We start from the raw sequence: 20,035 nt of genomic DNA on the forward strand, positions 1-20,035 counted from the left end.
AGGCAATGATTTTTAAACGCTACTTTTGATAAATCTGGTCGAAGATGCCGCCATCACTAAAATGCGTGTTTTCGGCTTCGTTCCAGCTGCCAAACACCTGTTTGACCGTAAATGTATTGAGCTTTTTAAAGCTGGGTTGCGCCACCTCAGCCACTTGCGGGCGCAAGTAATGTTTGGCAGCCAAAGCCTGACCCGCAGGTGAAAAGTGATACTCAAGATAGGCTTGTGCCAGCTTGCGCGTGCCTTTTCTATCCACCACCTTGTCTACAAGCGCCACCGGGTTCTCTGCCAGCACGGTCACGGACGGGTACACCAGCTCAAACTTGTCTTCCCCCAGCTCTTTTTGCAGCAGATAGGCCTCGTTTTCAAACGTCACCAGCACATCGCCAATCTCGCGCTGGGCAAACGTGGTTGTGGCGCCGCGGCCACCGGTATCCAGCACCGGCACATGTTTAAACACCTGGGTCACAAATTGGCGCGCCTTGCTGGCATCGCCGCCTTTTTGCGTGATATAGCCCCAGGCGCCCAGATAGCTATACTTGCCGTTACCCGAGGTTTTAGGGTTAGGAATCACCGCCGCCACACCGGGTCTGATCAGGTCGTCCCAGTCTTTAATCTGTTTGGGATTGCCTTTGCGGACCAGAAACACTGTGGGTGAAGCGCTTGGCACGCTGTTATTGGGTAATCTGCTCTGCCAGTTTGCCGGGATCAATTTGGCTTTTTGCGCCAGAATATCAATATCGGCGCTACGGTTCATGGTAATCATATCCGCAGGCAAGCCATCCACAACCGCACGCGCCTGCTTGGTCGAGCCGCCGTGTGACTGGTTAATGGTCACCGATTCACCGGTCTTTTCTTTCCAGTACTGGACAAAAGCCGGGTTGAATTCTTTATAAAACTCGCGGGTCACATCGTAAGAAACATTCAGCAATTCAGCAGCCTGCACAGGTGCTTGTAGCAGCGCAGCCCAGACCAGCAAGTGACGGATAAAAGACGACATAAACAACTCCCTGAACTTGATAGGGAGGCACTATAGCGGGAGTTTTATATTTTTAAAAAGAATAAAATATAATATATTTATAATTTTAAAGAATATAAAACTGAAGATGATAAAAAACGCCAGTGCAAGCACTGGCGTCTTAATCGCATGGTCGCAGCAAGGCGAAAAGCGGGAAACAGCGAGCAATTTAAGCGGCTGGCACACTGAGCCCTTGCTCGTCAAATATGCCGTCAAACAACACTGAACTCAAATAGCGCTCGCCGGAATCCGGCAAAATCACCACGATGTGTTTACCCGCATGCTCAGGCAGAGCCGCATACCTGACCGCTACCGCGACCGCCGCCCCGCAGGAAATGCCGGCCAGAATGCCCTCCTCGCGTGCCAGTCTTCTGGCGAATGCAATCGCTTCTTCATTGGTCACTTGTGCAATGTCATCCACCAGACTTAAATCCAGGATATCCGGCACAAAGCCTGCGCCTATGCCTTGAATTTTGTGCGGTGCCGGCGCGAGTGCTTGCCCTGCCCTAAACTGCGTCAACACCGGACTGGCTGCCGGTTCTACCGCAACAGAGAGAATGTTCTTATGCTGCGTCTGTTTGAAATAGCGGGAAACACCGGTAATGGTGCCGCCGGTGCCCACCCCTGAAACCAGAATATCCACCTCGCCATTGGTATCGCGCCAGATTTCGGGGCCTGTGGTTTGTTCATGAATGGCCGGATTGGCCGGATTTTTGAACTGTTGCAACAACACATAACGTGCTGGATCCGCGGCGGCAATTTCTTCTGCCTTGGCCACGGCGCCTTTCATGCCTTTGGCGCCCTCGGTCAGTACCAGCTTGGCGCCATAAGCAATCAGCAATTTGCGCCGCTCCAGGCTCATGGTTTCCGGCATGGTTAAGGTAATGGGGATGCCCCGTGCCGCAGCCACAAAGGCCAGCGCGATGCCGGTATTGCCGCTGGTAGGCTCTACAATTTCTTTCCCAGGACCCAGCAAGCCTTTTTGTTCGGCATCCCAGATCATAGCCGCACCGATGCGGCACTTGACAGAATAGGCCGGGTTACGGCCTTCTATTTTGGCAAAAATGGTGGCCTGACCAGGGGCGGTCAGGCGGTTCAGGCGCACTAAGGGCGTATTGCCGATGGACTGTGCATTGTCATTAAACCAGTGTGACATAAAGCGCTCTTCAAATAAAAACAGTGACTGTAGTTTAAAAAGCGCTGAAATAAATTAAAAATAACATTTTGTTGGATAAATATATTTAATAGTTATAACCCTACCTTTTTGGTTATTTTAAAACTGCTTTAAATAACAAATACTGATAATAAAATAATAAATGATTCTAGGCTTTACCCTGTTCAATCACGAAAGAGTGTTTTATAGTGAGCAAAGATTCATGCTGACCAGACAACTGGAAGCCAGTGACCCGCCAGGGCCACTGGCTTTTTTTTCGCCTGTTGTCAGCAATCGCGTACTTACCATGACAAGGAATCCACGATGCAAGAAATTGCCATCGAGCACATCGTGCAACAACTGGCGGGCATCCGCGAACATGCATTGCAACAACGCCAGCGCTTGACGCAACCACCCAAGCTGCCTTCACGTAAAGTGCTGGCCAAGTGCGTGGAAGGCCTGGCTGCGGCGCTGTTCCCCAACCGGCTGGGTGATTCAGACATTCAGCCACATGCCATTAACTTTTATGTGGGGACCACGCTGGATAAAGCCCTGCGTGAATTGCAGCAACAAATCCGTCTTGAGCTTGCGTTTAAAGCGCAGGGGACCGCCGCCAGCCAGTTCAATGCACAATCACATGCCCTCACGCAAACCTTTGCCGAGCAATTGCCTGCGATTCGCCAGCAGCTGGATACCGATCTCGAAGCCGCTTATCAAGGCGATCCGGCCGCTGACAGCGTGGATGAAATTCTGGTCAGCTATCCCGGCATTCTGGCGCTGATTCATTACCGGCTGGCGCATGTTTTACACGGCTTGGGTTTGACCATTTCTGCACGCCTGATCACTGAAATCGCCCATTCGCAAACCGGCATTGATATCCACCCTGGCGCACGTATCGGCGATTACTTTTTTATTGATCATGGCACCGGCGTGGTCATTGGTGAGACGGCGATTATTGGTAACCACGTCCGCCTTTACCAGGCAGTCACCCTGGGTGCAAAAAACTTTCCCAAAGATGCCAATGGCCATCTGGTGAAGAAATTTGAACGCCACCCCATTCTGGAGGATTACGTGGTGGTGTATGCCGGGGCCACCATTCTGGGCCGCATCACCATAGGAAAACATTCGATTATTGGCGGCAATGTCTGGGTTACGCGCAGCGTGCCTGCCAACAGTCACCTCACACAAGCGCATTCGGATGCCAAACCGATTCCGGCTGCCGCTTGATTTTTAACTATTGCAACCTATTCATAGTTGCACTTTAAGGAGACCTTATGTCAGAACAACCTTTTCAGAGCGCTTTGGGCGATGTCGCTGCCCGCACGCTTGCCAATGCTACCAAATCGGTACCCATGCTCAGCACCATCAGCCCGCGCTGGCTGGTGCATTTGCTCAACTGGGTACCCGTTGAAGCCGGTATTTACCGTGTCAACAAGGCCAAAGACCCCAACGCCATTACTGTCGACTGCTCCAACAAAGATGAAAAAGAACTGCCAGCAACCTTTGTCGATTATGAAGAATGGGGCCGTGAATATGTGCTAAACGCGGTGAATACCGTGGTCGATGTGCATACCCGCGTGTCTGACCTGTATAGCAGCCCGCACAACCAGATCAAAGAGCAACTGCGCCTGACTATTGAAGTAGTCAAAGAACGCCAGGAAAGCGAACTGATCAACAACAAAGAGTACGGCCTGCTCAACAATGTGGCCAAATCACAAACCATCAAAACCCGTAATGGTTACCCAACACCGGATGACCTGGATGAGCTGCTGACCAAAGTCTGGAAAGAACCTGCGTTTTTCCTGGCGCACCCGAAAGCAATTGCCGCCTTTGGCCGTGAGTGCACCCGCCGTGGCGTGCCACCCCCAACCGTTTCCTTATTCGGCTCACAATTCTTGACCTGGCGTGGCGTTCCGCTGATTCCTAGCGACAAACTGCCTATCGTCAACGGCAAATCCAAAATCCTGCTGCTGCGTGTAGGCGAGAGCAAGCAAGGCGTGATCGGGTTGTATCAACCGAACTTGCCAGGCCAGCAAACCATGGGCCTGTCAGTACGTTTTATGGGCATCAACCATAAAGCGATTGCTTCTTACCTGGTCTCGCTGTATTGCTCACTGGCCGTGCTGACCGAAGACGCGATTGCCGTCCTGGAAGATGTCGGAGTTGATCATTACTATGACTACAAGTAATTCATTCGGCCTGACTTTAACTGATGGCGCCAGTTTTGAGCCTGAGGCCATCTTGGCCTCATTGCCGGGTGAGCATCCCAAGATGACTGCTGCGCTGGGTGTAGGACGCGAACTGGAAAACACAGGTGTGCTGGATACCGCCACGCTGACGCAACTGGTCAACGACCTCTACGCTGAAGGGTTTCCGGCGACGGCACCGTTTGCGGCAGCAGACCTGGCGCAATCGTTGGCGGCTTCGCATGCCCCACAGCCATCTGTCCCGCCTACAGACTCATTGACTACCAAGCTGGTCAATGTGGGTGGCACAGGTGGTGTGGCGTCACCGAGTTATGCGCAAACGCAGGCGCAACCCGTCACCCAGCAGGCGCAAGCGCAGCAGCTCACGTATGTGCCTGGCATTGAAGCCTTGGGTAGCGACCCGTTACATAACCATCCGGCCCACCTGAATGTTTTGCAGCCCGAGGCTGCTTTTCTGACCCCTGGCTCATTTGCCGGGACGGGCATTGAGATTCCTTACCAGCAGGAGCTGGATCGCTGGCTGGGCGCGGGTGCAATACAGTCCCCACCGTCTGCGGCCTCCTCCCAAACTGCGGCTAAACCGTCGGTAGCCGGCGCGCAATCGTTTTACTTTTTGCAAGCCGAACCCGGGTTGACGGGCAGCCTGCCGGCTTCCGCGCATCCGGCATTTGATGTGCATGCGGTACGGCGTGACTTTCCCATCCTCAATGAGCGGGTGAATGGCCGCCAGTTGGTCTGGTTTGACAATGCGGCGACCACACAAAAACCACAAGTCGTCATCGACCGCGTGAGTTATTTTTACCAGCACGAAAACTCCAATATTCACCGGGCCGCCCATGCGCTGGCCGCGCGCGCGACGGATGCGTATGAAGAAGCGCGCGAAACCGTGCGTCGTTTTATCAATGCACCTTCGGTGAATCAGGTCGTTTTTGTACGCGGGACCACGGAAGCGATTAACCTGGTCGCCAAAACCTGGGGCAAAAAACATCTGGGGCAAGGCGATGAAATTGTGGTCTCATATCTGGAACATCACGCCAATATCGTGCCCTGGCAGCAATTGTGTCAGGAAACAGGGGCGGTGCTGAAAGTAATCCCGGTGGATGACAGTGGCCAGATTCTGCTGGAGGAATACCAGAAACTGCTGACGGCAAAAACCAAGCTGGTGTCATTTACCCAGGTATCAAATGCGTTGGGGACGGTCACGCCTGCTCAGGAAATGATTGCAATGGCTCACAGGGCGGGCGCAAAAGTGCTACTGGATGGCGCGCAATCGGTGTCACATATGCGGACCGATGTACAAACGCTGGATGCTGACTTTTTTGTGTTCTCCGGGCATAAAATCTTTGGCCCCACCGGCATTGGTGCCTTGTATGGCAAAGCCGACGTGCTGCAAGACATGCCTGCCTGGCAAGGCGGCGGCAACATGATACAAGATGTCACCTTTGAAAAAACGGTGTATCACGCGGCCCCGGCCAAATTTGAAGCAGGCACGGGTAATATCGCCGATGCGGTAGGGTTAGGTGCCGCCTTGCAGTATGTGGAACGGCTAGGCATCGAAAATATCGCCGCCTATGAGCATGCCCTGCTGGAGTATGCCACGGCAGCCATGTGCCAGATCCCCAATCTGCGCCTGATCGGGACAGCCAAACATAAGGCCAGTGTGCTGTCTTTTGCACTCAAGGGCTATCAAAGCGAAGAGGTGGGCGCAGCGCTCAATGAAGAAGGCATCGCCGTGCGTTCTGGCCATCATTGTGCACAGCCGATTTTGCGTCGCTTTGGTGTTGAAACCACCGTACGGCCGTCATTGGCGTTTTACAACACTTATGATGAAATCGACCGCATGATTGCGGTGTTACAGCGCTTGGCGTCCTATCACGCCTAGTCTAGCCGCGTAACATAGCTCATCCCCTGCCCGTGCAGCGTGCGCGTTGCAAAGGCAGGGGATTGTTTTTATGTTGCCCGCCAAGATTGTGACATTCGCGGCAAGCCTCTGTAGAATCGCAATGCATAGCTCGCTGTGAGTGTGATTTCCATAACCAGACGCCAGATAACCGATGAAATTTGATCCGCGCAACAACAAATTTACCGCCATCTTCACCCGCGAAATGCTGGAAGCCACGCTCCCCTCCTTCCTGCTCATTTGCCTGGCACTGTTTTTTGCTTACAAATTCATAGACCCTGCACCCCCACGCAATATTGTGATTGCCACCGGCGAAGCGGACCTCAATTACAATGCGTTTGCCGCGATTTATGGCGTCTATCTTAAAAAAGAAGGCATTCATCTGCAGATACGCAAAACAGCAGGGGATGATGAAAACCTGCGTTTGCTGAAGGACCCTGACTCCAACGTAGATATTGCATTCATTCAAGATGGCATGGCGCATAGTGAAGGCGCAGGCTCACTGTTGTCATTGGGCAGCCTGTACTACCAGCCGGTGTGGATTTTTTGCCGCGGCAAAACCGAAACCACCCATCTATCGGCCCTCAAAGGCAAACGCATCGGCGTCGGCTACCCAGGCAGTGGCAGTCATTTTCTGGCCAACACGCTGCTTTCGGAAAGTGGCATCAATGCCAGCAACAGCACCTTGGTCACCATAGGTGCCGAAGAAGCAGTGGCGGCCCTGCAGTCAGGCAAGCTCGATGCCGCTTTTTTTGTGGATGTTGCCAACTCCAGCCTGGTCCGCGAGCTCATTGCAGACAAGCATCTGACCATGGTAAGTATGGACACCGCTGAAGCCTTTTCACGCAAGTTTGCGTTTATGCATCACCTGGTGCTGCCAGAAGGTGCCATGGACCTGGCGCGCAATATTCCCAGTCACGATGTGCATCTGGTGGCGCCAACCGCGACGCTGGTGATCAAGGACAGCATGCATCCGGCGCTGATTTACCTGATGATGAAAGTGATTGCCGAGGTGCATGGTGGCCCAAGCATGTTTAACGGCAAGGGAGAATTCCCTTCTGCCAAGGATACGGATTTTCCGATCAGCACGCAGGCGCTGAATTTCTACAAATCCGGCCTGCCGATTATTGATAAATACCTGCCATTTTGGGCAGCCACCTTTGTTAATCGCACGCTGATTGTGATTTTGCCTTTGTTGGCGTTGCTGATCCCGCTCACCAAAATTATCCCGATGGTGTATGTGTGGCTGGTCAAGCGCAAACTGTTCCGTTATTACGGCGAGCTACGCTTTCTGGATACCCAGCTGCAAGAGATCAAATCGGCTGAAGATGTCCGTCAGTGCCTGGATAAACTCAATGAAATTGAAACCAAGGTGGTCAACGTCAAGCTACCGGTGCCTTTTTCACAATATGCTTACGAGTTGCGTGCGCATATTGAGCTGGTTCGCTCCAAACTCAATCAGCGCACGTTTTAGGCACACGCCTTAAACGCACAAAGCTCAGGCAAGGTCTGCCCGATTGCGCATCCAGTCTTGCAAGGCCTGTGCGGTCATCGGCTTGGCATATAAAAAGCCCTGCACAAAATCACAGCCCAGCGCCTTCAGATAATCTGCCTGGTCTTCGGTTTCCACCCCCTCGGCCACAATCTGGTAATGCAGGTTTTTGCCCAACACCACAATGGCACTGATCACCGCCTCTGAGCGCTCTTTGCCGGGAATGTCATTCACAAAAGACCTATCCACTTTCAGGTAATCCCCGGGAATATCACGCAAATAAGCCAGGCAGGAATAACCGGTGCCAAAGTCATCAATCGCCAGTTTAATGCCGTGCTGTTTGAGTTTTTGCAGGCGCTCGTTACCCGTGCAGTCGGCATGAATAAACGCACTCTCGGTCAGCTCGATTACCAGGCGCTCAGGCGCCAGGCCAGTCTCTTGCAGTACCAGCAACACATACTCGGCAAAACAGGGAGTATTTAACTGCAAGGGGGAGACGTTAACCGAGACTTTGGCCCGACTCAATTCACCGGTAGTCCAGGAGGCCGCTTGTGCACACGCGGCTTTGAGTACCCAGGCACCCATGGGCACAATCAGACCGGTCAACTCGGCCACACCGATAAACTGATTCGGCGACACGACCCCACGCTCGGGATGTTGCCAGCGAATCAGGGCCTCGACGCCCACCAGTTTACCGGTCTGAAAATCCAGCTGCGGTTGATACACCAGGTAAAACGCCTCTTGCGCAATCGCTGCTTCGAGTTCGCTGGCAAAAGCCAGGTCTTCTGGGGGCAACACCTGCTCATGCATCACCCCTTTGTGATAATAGGTCAAGGTCATCACAATGATGATTAAAATCAGTGCAGCAGTGATAATGATGGGCGTCAGGCGAAGATCGTTATCAAAAAAAACACCCACCCCTCCCAAAACAATCGCGCATGTAATCAAGATGCAGACGATCCATCTCAGATGCTTGCCAGTGTCATCCAGCAACAATAGGTAACTCATGGGGGTAGCGGTGATCTGCCTTGCCAGCAAGGCCGCCGCACACAGAGAGCCACCAATAGTGGTCAACAGTGACAGCTGACCGTAAGCGTGCGGAATATGATAGGCCCAGGCCAGCAAGCCGGTGACCGGCATCAAAACGGCAATACTCAGCAAGACCTGACTGGCGCGATTGCAATGGCGATGATGCAGCACCGCTGCCAGCAACACCAACAAGGCCATGCCCAGATCAAAAACCATATTGCCCTGCTGGTCACTGGAGAACGCGACGAGAGTCACCCAGCCGTTGTTGAATGAGAGGGCACTGCTTCTGAGATAGAGCTGGAACAGAAAACCGGCAGCGACAATCAGGATCAGGACGCAAATCACGCGCTTTTGATGCCAGGTCTGGTACACCACCCCCAGGCTGGCGAACATGAAGATCAGGTATGCACTGCTTTGCACTAAAAACAGGCTTGCCGCAGAGTGTACTGGCAAAAACGGTAGTCCCCACAACATAGTGACAATACTGACAATTGCCAGCCAGGGAGCAAACTTTTGCACAGTTCTTAAAAACCGGTGCCGCATGTATAACTGCTGTGTTGAAGTTGCGTGATGACGCTCAGTAGACCAGTCAATACTGGAAACTGACATAGTGCTCCCCCTAATCTTGATCTATTCTGATCCTGTGCGGGCACAGGCCATGTCATTCACTATAGGCGAAACGAATGGATACCAAAGTAAAATAAAATGGCACATTTCTACTCTTTATATCAAATTAATTGATACTCATGAGTGATTCGCTATAAAACAGATAGTTTTTATAGCAGAGTGGAAGCAAGCTAAACGAGGGAAAAAGTCCTGACCATGGCAGGTCAAGTCATGATCAGTCAATGCAAATCAGGTGAGCGTTTCAGGTTGTGCCACAGAGACCCATTGTGGCAGCGCATCGGCTTCAAGGGGTTTGGCATACAAAAAGCCTTGCACAATATCGCAGCCGATTGACTTGAGGAAATCAGCCTGTGCCTGGGTTTCTACCCCTTCGGCAATAATGCGGTAATCCAGGCTTTTGCCCAGGCTGACGATCGCCTGAATCACGGCTTCTGCTTTATTGTGACCAGGCAGCTCCATCACGAATGAACGGTCTACCTTGAGATAATCGCCCGGAATATCACGCAAATAAGAGAGGCAGGAATAGCCAGTCCCAAAATCATCAATCGCCAGTTTAATGCCTGCTTCTTTGAGCTGATGCATCAGACGCGCATTCTCGCCGTCATCCTGTACAAAAGAGCTTTCGGTCAACTCAATCACCAGCCGTTCTGGTGCGAGCCCGGTGTCTTGCAGAATCTGCATGATCTCTTCTACCAAGGTGCCAGACTTAAGTTGCAATGCAGAGACGTTGACAGACACCTCTATCTTGCCGAGCACCGGATGATCCTTCCACTGAGCGGCCTGTGCACAGGCCGTTTGCATGATCCATTTGCCCAACGGCACAATCAACCCGGTCAACTCAGCCACCCGAATGAATTTCTCCGGGGAAATAATGCCTTTTTCAGGATGGCGCCAGCGAACCAATGCTTCCACCCCTTTCAGTTTGCCCGTCTTAAAATCGACCTGCGGCTGATACATCATAAAAAACTGCTGATTATCCAGCGCGGTCTCGACCTGGCTGGCGAAATCCATATCGGTTGCGGGCAGTACCTTTTCGCTGACCTGCCCCTGGTGATAATAAGTCACCGACAGGGTATAAATGATGGCGATCAAGGAAACCAGCACCACGAGGGGCAAGCCGCGCATATTGTCGCCAAACATCACACCGGCCCTCGCCAGCAAAATGGCGCAGATACTTAGCAACAAGATACTGGAGCGAATCTGTTTACCGGTATCGTCCATCAGCAACAGGTAACTCATGGGCGGGTGAGACGCCTGCTTGGCGAGCAAGCCAAACGCACAGAGCATGCCGCTCAAGGTGGTCAGTGGGGACATCACACCATAAGGATTGGCAATGCCGCAGAGCAACCCTAGCAACGGAATCAAAGGAATCATGACCGCAATACACAGCATGCCCTGACTGGCAGCAACATAATGATGCCGCTGAAAAAGATAGGAGACCGCAATCAGACAGGCCAACACACCACCGGCAATAAACTCCCAACTGTTGGAAGGCGCATGCAGGCCGGTTTGGCCTGAGGCACGCAAGATGCTGGCGGTATCGTTAAAATCGGCGGCATAGGGTGACAGTTGCACCACAAACAAACTGATGGTCACCAGCGACATGGTCAACATGGCCAGATTGTTGCGGCCATTTTCGAGCAGCAGATTGTAGCTGACCAGAATAAAGGTAAGGTAAGTCAACAACTGTGCGAGCCAGATATTGTTATCTACATCCAGCAAATAATGGGGAAAACCCAACAAGCCGCATACCATGCTGGTCATCGCCAGAAAATGCGTATTGTCTTGTACCTTTCGGACAAGACGATGCCGCATAAACTGCCGCTGTGTGGTGTTTTCGTTGAGTGGCGCTACCAGCTCGCCAATCCCGTTCTGACTCATTATCAACCCTTAAAAACCTTGACGACTCAATGTTGCGCACATGTTAAAAAACATGTTTGAGCAATGTCATTAAACCTTAAAACTTACCTGTTTTAACGGTCAATAAAGGGGATATATTTAGAGCAGATTCAAAATAAGCGGGTCTCGCTGGGCGCAATCACCACGCAAGAATCAAGCTGCTTCTAACACACGCTGCATGCCATCGGCACTGTTACGGGTATACACGACTTTGAGTCCGCGCTTATGTGCGACATGCTTGATGCGGTACATCATGGAATGATTGAGCCAGCCGGTGACCAGCACAATCACGTTGACGTTAACAGGTAACTCGCGCTTGACGTCGCCGGGTTTTCTGCCCGTCCAGTGGTCAATTTTATCAATCCCCTGTGCGTGCAACACCTGTTTGATTCCCTCGATACGGTCACCACCAATGACTAATGCTTTTGACATAAAACATTCTCCTGTTGTAGAGAAAGAAAAAGGCATTGGGTAAATGCCTTTTTCTAAAATGAACTGCTGAATTTCAATGCTTACTTCTGGTAAATCTCGTCGAACACACCACCATCGGCAAAGTGTGTTTTCTGCGCCTTTTGCCAACCGCCAAACGCTTCATCAATCTTGATCAAATTGACTTTAGGGAACTGTTTTTCGTATTTTTTGGCCACAGATTCCAACGTCGGACGATAGTAGTTTTTGGCTGCAATTTCCTGGCCCTCTTCACTGTACAAGTATTCCAGATAGGCTTTGGATACCGCTTCAGTGCCATGACGCTTGGCATTCTTGTCGACTACAGTCACTGGTGGCTCCGCCAGAATAGACAGTGAAGGCACGACCAAATCAAACTTGTCCGGCCCCAGCTCCTTGAGCGCGAGGAAAGCCTCGTTTTCCCAAGCCAGCAACACATCGCCAATACCACGCTCCACAAAGGTCGTGGTTGCGCCACGCGCACCGCTATCTAACACCGGCACGTTTTTAAACAGTTTTTTCAAAAACTCTTTGGCTTTCGCCTCGTCGTTATTGTTTTGCTTGAGCGCATAGCCGTAGGCCGCCAGGTAGTTCCAACGCGCCCCACCAGAAGTTTTGGGGTTAGGGGTAATCACCGAGGTGCCTGGTTTCACCAAGTCACTCCAGTCCTTGATGTTTTTCGGGTTGCCTTTACGCACCAGAAACACAATGGTCGAGGTATAAGGCGAACTGTTGTGCGGCAGACGTTTCTGCCAGTCCGGGCCAAACAAGCGGCCTTTGCTGCCAACCTCGTCAATGTCGTAAGACAAGGCCAGCGTCACCACATCGGCCTGCAGGCCATCAATGACCGAACGAGCCTGCTTGCCAGAGCCACCATGTGACTGCTTGACGATGACGTTGTCGCCGGTTTTATCTTTCCAGTATTTAGCAAATGCAGCGTTGTAATCCTGATACAGCTCGCGTGTTGGATCGTAGGACACATTGAGCAAGTTGACATCAGCCGCCCAAACGACTGCAGGCAAGGCGAGCGCAAGAGTTAATACGCCTTTGAGAAGACTAATTTTAAAATTCATTCAATTCCCCATTAAAAACCTAAAAGTGTCAGTTCAGTGTAGAAGAAATCAGACTCACTGGAGCGAGTAGGATCATTGTTATTGGCGGCTAATTTCACTGCATTCTTGACAAAGTCACCCGCCCAAAAATGTGCATAGCCAAGGTTGAGAGATGCATACTGATTAATCGGAAAGCGAACACGTAAATCGAATTCTTTACCAAGGTCGCGGCCTGAATTACCTGTTCTATCTCTCAAATTGGCGCCAGCGTTCCAACGGTCACTGGCACTGTCCAAACGATACCAGCTAAAGCCAGTGTCTACCTTGAGGTTCTCAAGCCAGGTAAATTTTGGATCAAACTCCAAACGTATCTTAGGCGTACGGATGTTTTCCATTTGAATGTAGTCATCGTTAGACCAAGGGCGGGCAAAACCGAATAAGCGGTCAAAACGTTGGTTTGCAGTAAAATCATTGCCGGTTGCAGGGGTTTTGTCACCTGTTGCTACGCCGTAAAAAGCACTTAACCGTGGTTTCCATAAATGGTTAAAGGTATAGCCAATTTCACCATTGTATGCATGCGCATCATGATCGACATCCCGATAGCCTATAGCAGCACTAATGAAGCGTTGTTGATGCCCCCATTGCTTGATATAACTTGCATCGTAATCCCATTGGGTTCCAGGGATTACGCCAAATACGCGTAAACCTGCCGTATGGATTTCACGATCAATTTTGGCTTGGCTTTGTTGAGTAGCAGTGTAGACAGAACGATCACTGTATGAAACGCCGTTGGTATCGTACTTCACCTCACTACCGTCTTGTTTTAACAAGAAATAATATGGCTGGACGTTGACATATTGAGACCAACCACGCCAGTCGAAAATGGCACCATAAAAATTCTGTGAATGGTCAACCTGATCCAACTGATCGGTGAATCGTTGTACAGGCTGCACGCCAAACACTTCCAATTGCCAGTCATTCTTTTTATCGCCAATATTGGCGCGAACACCCTGAAACGTATTTGTAGTGTTACGCCATTCGTTACGTGCAATCAATCGTCTGTCAACAGCTTCCCAAGCCAAACGTCCACCACGGATCCAGAAAGGGCGACTGTTGCCAAGATCATCTTTACCGAAAACACTGTCTTTGTAATACAACTCAAGATACGCCTGCAAAACATCCGCTTTATCAATATCACGGGTATCATTACTACGGGAGTAATCACTATGATTACGGCGTGAATCTTGCAACTCAACTGCAAATCTGAATGGATCCAAGATATTTTTCAAACCCAGATAAGCTCTTGAACGCAGTAAAATTGGTTCATCTAAATTTTGCTGAGCACGACGAAAATCGTTGTCACGATGTTCAAAACGCGCACGGTATTCGAACCCAATATCTAACCAATCGATATCTGCAAATGCGTCATAATCTTTCAGCCAAGTTTTGTTTAGCTGCTTGACGTAACGAGGTGGCTCGGTTTCCTTCTGAGTACCGTAGCTGCGACGGTCTACAAAATAGCCATTCGCGGCTTTGGCTGCAGCCTTTTCCTCAGCCTTGATTTCCTCAAGACGCGCCTTGATTTTCTTTTGTTGCTCAGTATCCTCTATTTGTGCCTCCGCGAGCTGTGCCTCTTCTGCCAAGGCCACGCCCCCTCCCAACCACCACAAGCTTGCGGTCGCCAGTGCGAGACTAATTTTTTTAAACTGCATGTAATTCTCCCGAAATTGAATGACTTCCAGCGGCCTGGTCAGTGTTTACTAAACTATTAATTACTTTTTGGATTTGGTTTGATGATCAAAGCGGACTTTTTCGCGTCGCTCAATTTGCGTCACCCGGCCATCGTGTATCGTGATTTCGATGGAACCATAGCCAGTATCCTGCTGTACCGCAGCGATCGCGGAAGCAACCACCGCCAACACTGCGGAATCTGCTGCGCTATCAGTTTTGTGTTGTTCTGTAGACATGCTGCCTCTCACCACATTGAATGAACAGCATTATTTCAGACTATTTATATTTTAAAAAATAATTATTCGTTATTTTTATATTACATTTAACTATATAAGGAGTAAAAAAAATCCCGCATCACTGCGGGATTTGAGTTTGAGATTCGTACGGAAAAAGTTAGAAGTTGTACTGCACCTGTACACGCAAAGCATCGGCGGTGAAGCTTTGGTAATCCTGGGTCCCTGTACGGTTACCAGTTACCAGATTGTTACGCTTCATACGGTGGTATTCGGCCATAATTTCCACTTCTGGTGCCAATTGCCACTCAAGACCCAACTCCCAATCGTTAACATGGTTTTCTGGAGCGTTAGTTTCTGCCTTGTTGTAACCATCAAAATATTGCCATTTGATAAATGGGATCAAAGTACCATTCGTCTCAAGGAACTGGAAATTGTCAATTTTATACATGGCCTGAACATAACCGCCTTGCAAGTGTTTATCTTCAATTCTGTTCTGAGCAATATCCAAACCTGGTGTATTACCCCAGTTCCACTCTGCTTGTAGACCAAAAGGTTGTGGATACATAATAAATGATACACCTACGCGCTGGTCTTCATAACCTTTGGCATTTTGAGCGCCAATAATGGGCTGAGCAGAAGTTGTACCAGCTACAGTTGATCTACCTGTTGAACTACTCAGTGCACTGGAAGAAGACCCTGTACCAAAAGCTGAGTTGTAACGGCCAATCGTCGGTACATATTGTCCATGATAGCCTTGAATACCCGCCTCATAAATCTGGCCAGTTTCAGTTTTCCATGGATACGTAGCCCGAGCCACTACATGATAATTATCATTCGCATCGCTACGGTTAGCACCTTGACCGTTATATAGGCCTAAAGCCAACATACCGTAATTACCTGAGTGCTTAAGCCCTTTGTCGTTAATCTCTTTAAACAGAGCTTGAACGTTCTCTGGTGTGTAGTAATAGAACGCACCCGTATCGCGTTCGTCGCGAACCGCACTGTTCAATGCGTCTACACGATCCATCGCCAAACGGTTTGAAGAGGACTGCAAGTTCTCAAAACCATAAGGAACTTTAGATTGACCGACACGCACTCGGTGTACTTTGGCTTTATCAATATTAATGTCACCGTACGCATCACGCAATTGTGCAATGTTGTTAGTGCCACTGGCTGATGAAGCAAAGTCTGGTTGAATGTAGTAGCTTAAATGATCACCATAATCACCAAAAACAATGATACGTGCTCGGCGAATCAGAAAATTCTTGTCCGCGTTAATAGAATCATCGGTACCTACTGAACGATCAGACCATAAATCAACAGGATTTCTTGGATTATCACCGTCATCACCAATCATTTTGGTCACACGGTTCTGTACATAACCACGAATATTGACGCGACTTGTCCAACTTTTGCTCTCTTTTTTCTTTTGGACTTCTACTTCATTGGTACGGCCCTTCATGAGCAAGGCACCTTCTTCTTCAGTAAGTACGCCTTTGGCGACCAATGCCTGCACGAGATCAATGTTGGAATCTGCCATTGCGGTCAGTGATAAACCTGCAAGCAAGCCACCAGCCAACGCCGCAGATAAAATGCGGTGTAATTTTGAATTCATAAATTTTCCCTGATTGAATATTTCTATAAACAACGGGGCGTATTTTGAAGAACAAATATGACACTTTAATGACAAACCTTACATATTTCTTACAGCGGACTAGTATAAAAAAAGCCACCTTTAAAGGTGGCTTTTTCACATCATCTCTGAGTTAACTCTCAGCACGCATGTGTGGGAAGAGAATCACATCACGAATGCTGGGGCTATCAGTCATCAGCATCACCAAACGGTCTATGCCAATTCCGCATCCACCTGTCGGCGGCATGCCATATTCCAAAGCGCGGATAAAGTCAGCGTCGTAATACATGGCTTCCTGATCACCGGCTTCTTTCGCTTTTACCTGAGCCTGGAAGCGCGCGGCCTGATCTTCAGCGTCGTTTAATTCGCTGAAGCCATTGGCCATTTCACGCCCGGTAATAAAGAGCTCAAAACGCTCGGTAATTTCAGGATGTTTGTCGGAGGCACGCGCCAGTGGTGACACCTCAACCGGGTAATCAATAATATAAGTAGGTTGCCACAATTGGCTTTCTGCGGTCTCTTCAAACAATGATAGCTGCAATGCGCCCAGTCCTGCATGGTCAAACGCCTTGACGCCAAACTTGAGTAATTCTTTGCGCAAGAACTCGGCGTCATTCAGTTGCTCAGCGGTGTAGTGCGGCGCATATTTCTGAATGGCGCCCAAAATGGTTAAACGCTCAAACGGCTTGCTTAAATCGACCTCTTTACCCGCATAGCTCAACACTGCCGTGCCACGAGCAGCAATGGCAGCTGCGCGTATACATTGTTCGGTAAAATCCATCAGCCACTGGTAGTCAGTGTATGCGGCGTAGAATTCCATCATGGTGAACTCAGGATTGTGACGTACGCTTAAGCCTTCATTGCGGAAGTTACGGTTGATTTCAAACACGCGCTCAAAGCCGCCGACAATCAGACGCTTCAAATACAACTCAGGCGCAATTCGCATAAACATCTGCATATCAAGTGCGTTGTGATGCGTAATAAAGGGTTTGGCTGAGGCGCCCCCTGGAATAGGATGCAGCATCGGTGTTTCCACTTCCAGAAACTCGTTTTCATTCATGAACTGGCGAATCGCTGCCACCACTTTGGAACGGGCCTTGAATGTTTCACGGGTTTCTTCCGAGGTGATCAAATCGACATAACGCTGGCGGTATTTGATTTCTTGGTCTTGTAAGCCATGAAATTTCTCCGGCAAGGGACGCAATGACTTGGTCAGCAAGCGCAATTCAGTGACATGCACAGACAACTCGCCTGTACGGGTTTTGAACAATCGACCTTTCGCGCCAAGGATATCGCCCATGTCCCAGTGCTTGAACTGGTCATACAAGGCTTCACCGATTTCATCCCTGGCAATGTAAAGCTGGATACGTGCTGAGCTATCCTGAATCGTAGCAAAACTGGCTTTACCCATCACGCGCTTGAGCATCATGCGGCCGGCAACCACTACAGGGATTTCTTGAGGATCCAGGGTTTCCTTGTCAGTCTCGGCATATGCTGCCTGCAACGCAGCGGCTTTATGCTCTGGCTTGAAATCGTTAGGAAAAACGGCCTTCTCGCTGGCCTGCGCTTGTTCACGCAACAAGCGTAGTTTCTCGCGACGTTCTGCAATCACATGATTTTCATCAACCACGCTCTCAGTTGCGTTATCTGGGTGGGAGTGTTGTGCTGTCATATTGTATCCGGCATTCGCCTGCGTAATCTTAAACGCGCTATTTTAGCATTGTTAGCGCTGATTTTTAGAGGATCGTCTACGTCGTTTCTTGCTGGATGGGCAAATGAATACGGATCATGAATCCGTCCGGGCTTAGATTGGTGGCGTTGACAAAGCCGCCATGGGCTTCAACGATATGCTTGGTCATGGCGAGGCCGATGCCATGCCCTTCGACTTGCGAAGCGCGGCGACCTCGCACAAAAGGCTTGAATATCTGCTCAAGCTCTTGTGGCTCTACGCCCTGCCCCTGATCCTGTACTTCGAGAATAATTTCGCCAGTACGCTGACTATGTTGCAACTCAATCGTCACCTCACCATCCACAGGACCATATTTGAGCGCATTGCGGATCACGTTATCAATCGCACGTTGCAACAACTCCAGTTGCCCATCCAGGATGACGGGCTCATCAGGCATCAACAACCGTAGCTTAGCGTCATGCTTTTCAAACAGGACATCCCCAACAATGCCTGTCAGCAGAGCTTGCAAATCCACCTCTACTTTTTGCAGCTTGTGAATATCCGACTCAAAGCGAAAAATTTCGAGTAATTCAGAGATCATGCGCTCCATGCGCACAGCTTCAAGCTCAACGCGCTGCAAAGAGCTCTGAATTTTTTGTGGATTTTGCATGGCCAGACCAACAGCCATCTGTATTCTTGCCAATGGGGAACGCAGTTCGTGGGAAACATGATGCATCATGTTTGACTGGCTTTTGATCATATTATTCAAGCGCAGCGCCATCAGATCAAAGGCCTGCCCCAAGCCGGAAAACTCATCATAAGAGGCCTTGATCTTGGGGCTGACACGCACGAGCAGATCGCCCTCTGCTGCACTTTTAAGATGAATCAGTAACAGCTTGATTGGATGCGCGATGGCCCAGGCAAGCAAACTGGCAAAGACGAGATTGGCGAGAATGCCGAAAACAAACACCCAAACCGGAAGGTTAAACACCATAGGCAGGTGTTCATGTGACAGTGTTTTTGCGATCAGCTCTTTAGAGGGTTGCGTCGGGGCTTGTGTTTTAACCTGGTCACTCGCGGCATGTAACGCTTCATGGTAGCCGATCAGCTTGCGATTCAGCTCCCACTCTGCAATGTTTCCAACAATAATATCGGTTGAAATGAGCGCCAGAAAAAGTGCTGCAAATAACTTCCAGAACAGGCGCCCCATAGGCCTCGCAATAACGAATTACTCTCTTACCAGTTGATAGCCAACGCGGTAAATTGTTTGAATCACATTGACCCCGCCGGAAACTTCAGAGATTTTTTGACGGATACTGCTTAAATGAACATCAATGCTACGGTCATACTTGACCAGCGGACGACCTAAGGCCTTGACTGACAGATCCTCTTTGCTGACGATGGTGCCTGCATGTTTGGCAAGAATTTCAATCAAACTGAATTCGGTACTGGTGAAAATGATAGGTTTATCCGCCCAGAACACTTTTCTGCGCTCGCTGGAAACCACCAGTTGACCAACCACAATATCATTCCCTTTGGGACTGTCGCTGGTATGGCGGCGCAAGATCGCACGCACGCGGGCAACCAACTCGCGTGGCAAACAGGGTTTTTGAACATAGTCATCCGCGCCAGCTTCCAGGCCTTCAATACGGCCTTCGTTGTCGTCCTTGGCGGTCAACATCAACACAGGAATATCGGAATGCTGACGGATGTTGCGTAATGTTTGCAATCCATCCTGGCCAGGCATCATCACATCCAGAATAGCAAGATCAAACTTGCCAGCCAGAACATATTGCTCACCCGTCAGGCCATCATGTGCAGTTGTCACGGTGTAGCCTTCCTGCGTCAGAAATTCCTTTAGCATGTTGGCTAGTTCAACATCATCGTCAATCAACAGCAGCTTGCTCATTTATGTCCTTTTTGAGATTTGCATTAGGCTCAA

At 49.9% G+C, this 20,035-nt stretch carries 16 protein-coding genes; 4 read left to right on the top strand and 12 right to left on the bottom strand.

Going from position 1 to position 20,035, the window contains the following annotated elements:
• Nucleotides 1-19: 19 nt before the first annotated feature.
• Both GOC95_RS09565 and cysK read right to left on the bottom strand, forming a co-directional pair.
• Nucleotides 20-1,000 (bottom strand): sulfate ABC transporter substrate-binding protein, encoded by a 981-nt coding sequence (locus GOC95_RS09565; protein ID WP_275356850.1) that lies wholly within the window; start codon nt 998-1,000, stop codon nt 20-22.
• 187 nt (nt 1,001-1,187) lie between these two features.
• Nucleotides 1,188-2,174: a cysteine synthase A gene (gene cysK / locus GOC95_RS09570; RefSeq protein ID WP_275356851.1), complete on the bottom strand. Its 987-nt coding sequence runs from the start codon at nt 2,172-2,174 to the stop codon at nt 1,188-1,190.
• 321 nt (nt 2,175-2,495) lie between these two features.
• On the opposite strand from cysK, the gene epsC reads away from it, so the two are divergent.
• The 4 genes from epsC to GOC95_RS09590 all read left to right on the top strand — a co-directional run bounded on the left by epsC (nt 2,496) and on the right by GOC95_RS09590 (nt 7,752).
• A complete protein-coding gene (gene epsC, locus GOC95_RS09575) occupies nt 2,496-3,398 on the top strand; it encodes a serine O-acetyltransferase EpsC (RefSeq protein ID WP_275356852.1) in 903 nt (300 codons plus the stop codon).
• A 47-nt stretch (nt 3,399-3,445) separates the two neighbouring features.
• A complete protein-coding gene (locus GOC95_RS09580; RefSeq protein ID WP_194747048.1) occupies nt 3,446-4,360 on the top strand; it encodes a family 2A encapsulin nanocompartment shell protein in 915 nt (304 codons plus the stop codon).
• Nucleotides 4,347-6,260: a family 2A encapsulin nanocompartment cargo protein cysteine desulfurase gene (locus tag GOC95_RS09585; RefSeq protein ID WP_275356853.1), complete on the top strand. Its 1,914-nt coding sequence runs from the start codon at nt 4,347-4,349 to the stop codon at nt 6,258-6,260. The genes GOC95_RS09580 and GOC95_RS09585 overlap by 14 nt, the downstream gene beginning before the upstream one ends.
• 172 nt (nt 6,261-6,432) lie before the next feature.
• Nucleotides 6,433-7,752: a TAXI family TRAP transporter solute-binding subunit gene (locus GOC95_RS09590; protein ID WP_275356854.1), complete on the top strand. Its 1,320-nt coding sequence runs from the start codon at nt 6,433-6,435 to the stop codon at nt 7,750-7,752.
• Nucleotides 7,753-7,776: 24 nt separating this feature from the next.
• Here the strand turns inward: GOC95_RS09590 and GOC95_RS09595 are convergent, their stop codons facing one another.
• The 10 genes from GOC95_RS09595 to GOC95_RS09640 form a co-directional block, all read right to left on the bottom strand.
• Nucleotides 7,777-9,408 carry an EAL domain-containing protein gene (locus GOC95_RS09595; protein WP_275356855.1) on the bottom strand — a complete coding sequence of 544 codons (1,632 nt, stop codon included), beginning with the start codon at nt 9,406-9,408 and terminating at the stop codon, nt 7,777-7,779.
• A gap of 246 nt (nt 9,409-9,654) precedes the next feature.
• Entirely contained in the window at nt 9,655-11,307 is a 1,653-nt protein-coding gene (locus tag GOC95_RS09600; RefSeq protein WP_275356856.1) for an EAL domain-containing protein, read from the bottom strand.
• 171 nt (nt 11,308-11,478) lie between these two features.
• Complete coding sequence (locus GOC95_RS09605; protein WP_194747052.1) at nt 11,479-11,757, bottom strand: DUF2325 domain-containing protein; 279 nt, start codon at nt 11,755-11,757, stop codon at nt 11,479-11,481.
• Between the two features lie 80 nt (nt 11,758-11,837).
• Complete coding sequence (locus GOC95_RS09610; protein WP_275356857.1) at nt 11,838-12,845, bottom strand: sulfate ABC transporter substrate-binding protein; 1,008 nt, start codon at nt 12,843-12,845, stop codon at nt 11,838-11,840.
• Nucleotides 12,846-12,856: 11 nt separating this feature from the next.
• Nucleotides 12,857-14,536 carry an alginate export family protein gene (locus GOC95_RS09615; protein ID WP_275356858.1) on the bottom strand — a complete coding sequence of 560 codons (1,680 nt, stop codon included), beginning with the start codon at nt 14,534-14,536 and terminating at the stop codon, nt 12,857-12,859.
• A 60-nt stretch (nt 14,537-14,596) separates the two neighbouring features.
• Entirely contained in the window at nt 14,597-14,791 is a 195-nt protein-coding gene (locus tag GOC95_RS09620; RefSeq protein ID WP_275356859.1) for a YezD family protein, read from the bottom strand.
• Between the two features lie 157 nt (nt 14,792-14,948).
• Nucleotides 14,949-16,406, bottom strand: a complete 1,458-nt coding sequence (locus tag GOC95_RS09625; protein ID WP_275356860.1) for a porin — start codon at nt 16,404-16,406, stop codon at nt 14,949-14,951.
• A gap of 151 nt (nt 16,407-16,557) precedes the next feature.
• Complete coding sequence (gene lysS, locus GOC95_RS09630) at nt 16,558-18,096, bottom strand: lysine--tRNA ligase (protein ID WP_275356861.1); 1,539 nt, start codon at nt 18,094-18,096, stop codon at nt 16,558-16,560.
• Nucleotides 18,097-18,172: 76 nt separating this feature from the next.
• Complete coding sequence (locus GOC95_RS09635; protein ID WP_275356862.1) at nt 18,173-19,303, bottom strand: ATP-binding protein; 1,131 nt, start codon at nt 19,301-19,303, stop codon at nt 18,173-18,175.
• 18 nt (nt 19,304-19,321) lie between these two features.
• Complete coding sequence (locus GOC95_RS09640) at nt 19,322-20,002, bottom strand: response regulator transcription factor (protein WP_194747059.1); 681 nt, start codon at nt 20,000-20,002, stop codon at nt 19,322-19,324.
• Between the last annotated feature and the right edge of the window lie 33 nt (nt 20,003-20,035).

Origin of the sequence: Methylophilus sp. YYY-1 (assembly GCF_029132825.1) — a bacterium.
Lineage (GTDB): Bacteria > Pseudomonadota > Gammaproteobacteria > Burkholderiales > Methylophilaceae > Methylophilus > Methylophilus glucosoxydans.

Bases quoted from the DNA above. Each gene is read 5' to 3' on its own strand.
- GOC95_RS09565 (WP_275356850.1), bottom strand. From the start codon at position 1,000: ATGTCGTCTTTTATCCGTCACTTGCTGGTCTGGGCTGCGCTGCTACAA.
- cysK (WP_275356851.1), bottom strand. From the start codon at position 2,174: ATGTCACACTGGTTTAATGACAATGCACAGTCCATCGGCAATACGCCC.
- epsC (WP_275356852.1), top strand. From the start codon at position 2,496: ATGCAAGAAATTGCCATCGAGCACATCGTGCAACAACTGGCGGGCATC.
- GOC95_RS09580 (WP_194747048.1), top strand. From the start codon at position 3,446: ATGTCAGAACAACCTTTTCAGAGCGCTTTGGGCGATGTCGCTGCCCGC.
- GOC95_RS09585 (WP_275356853.1), top strand. From the start codon at position 4,347: ATGACTACAAGTAATTCATTCGGCCTGACTTTAACTGATGGCGCCAGT.
- GOC95_RS09590 (WP_275356854.1), top strand. From the start codon at position 6,433: ATGAAATTTGATCCGCGCAACAACAAATTTACCGCCATCTTCACCCGC.
- GOC95_RS09595 (WP_275356855.1), bottom strand. From the start codon at position 9,408: ATGTCAGTTTCCAGTATTGACTGGTCTACTGAGCGTCATCACGCAACT.
- GOC95_RS09600 (WP_275356856.1), bottom strand. From the start codon at position 11,307: ATGAGTCAGAACGGGATTGGCGAGCTGGTAGCGCCACTCAACGAAAAC.
- GOC95_RS09605 (WP_194747052.1), bottom strand. From the start codon at position 11,757: ATGTCAAAAGCATTAGTCATTGGTGGTGACCGTATCGAGGGAATCAAA.
- GOC95_RS09610 (WP_275356857.1), bottom strand. From the start codon at position 12,845: ATGAATTTTAAAATTAGTCTTCTCAAAGGCGTATTAACTCTTGCGCTC.
- GOC95_RS09615 (WP_275356858.1), bottom strand. From the start codon at position 14,536: ATGCAGTTTAAAAAAATTAGTCTCGCACTGGCGACCGCAAGCTTGTGG.
- GOC95_RS09620 (WP_275356859.1), bottom strand. From the start codon at position 14,791: ATGTCTACAGAACAACACAAAACTGATAGCGCAGCAGATTCCGCAGTG.
- GOC95_RS09625 (WP_275356860.1), bottom strand. From the start codon at position 16,406: ATGAATTCAAAATTACACCGCATTTTATCTGCGGCGTTGGCTGGTGGC.
- lysS (WP_275356861.1), bottom strand. From the start codon at position 18,096: ATGACAGCACAACACTCCCACCCAGATAACGCAACTGAGAGCGTGGTT.
- GOC95_RS09635 (WP_275356862.1), bottom strand. From the start codon at position 19,303: ATGGGGCGCCTGTTCTGGAAGTTATTTGCAGCACTTTTTCTGGCGCTC.
- GOC95_RS09640 (WP_194747059.1), bottom strand. From the start codon at position 20,002: ATGAGCAAGCTGCTGTTGATTGACGATGATGTTGAACTAGCCAACATG.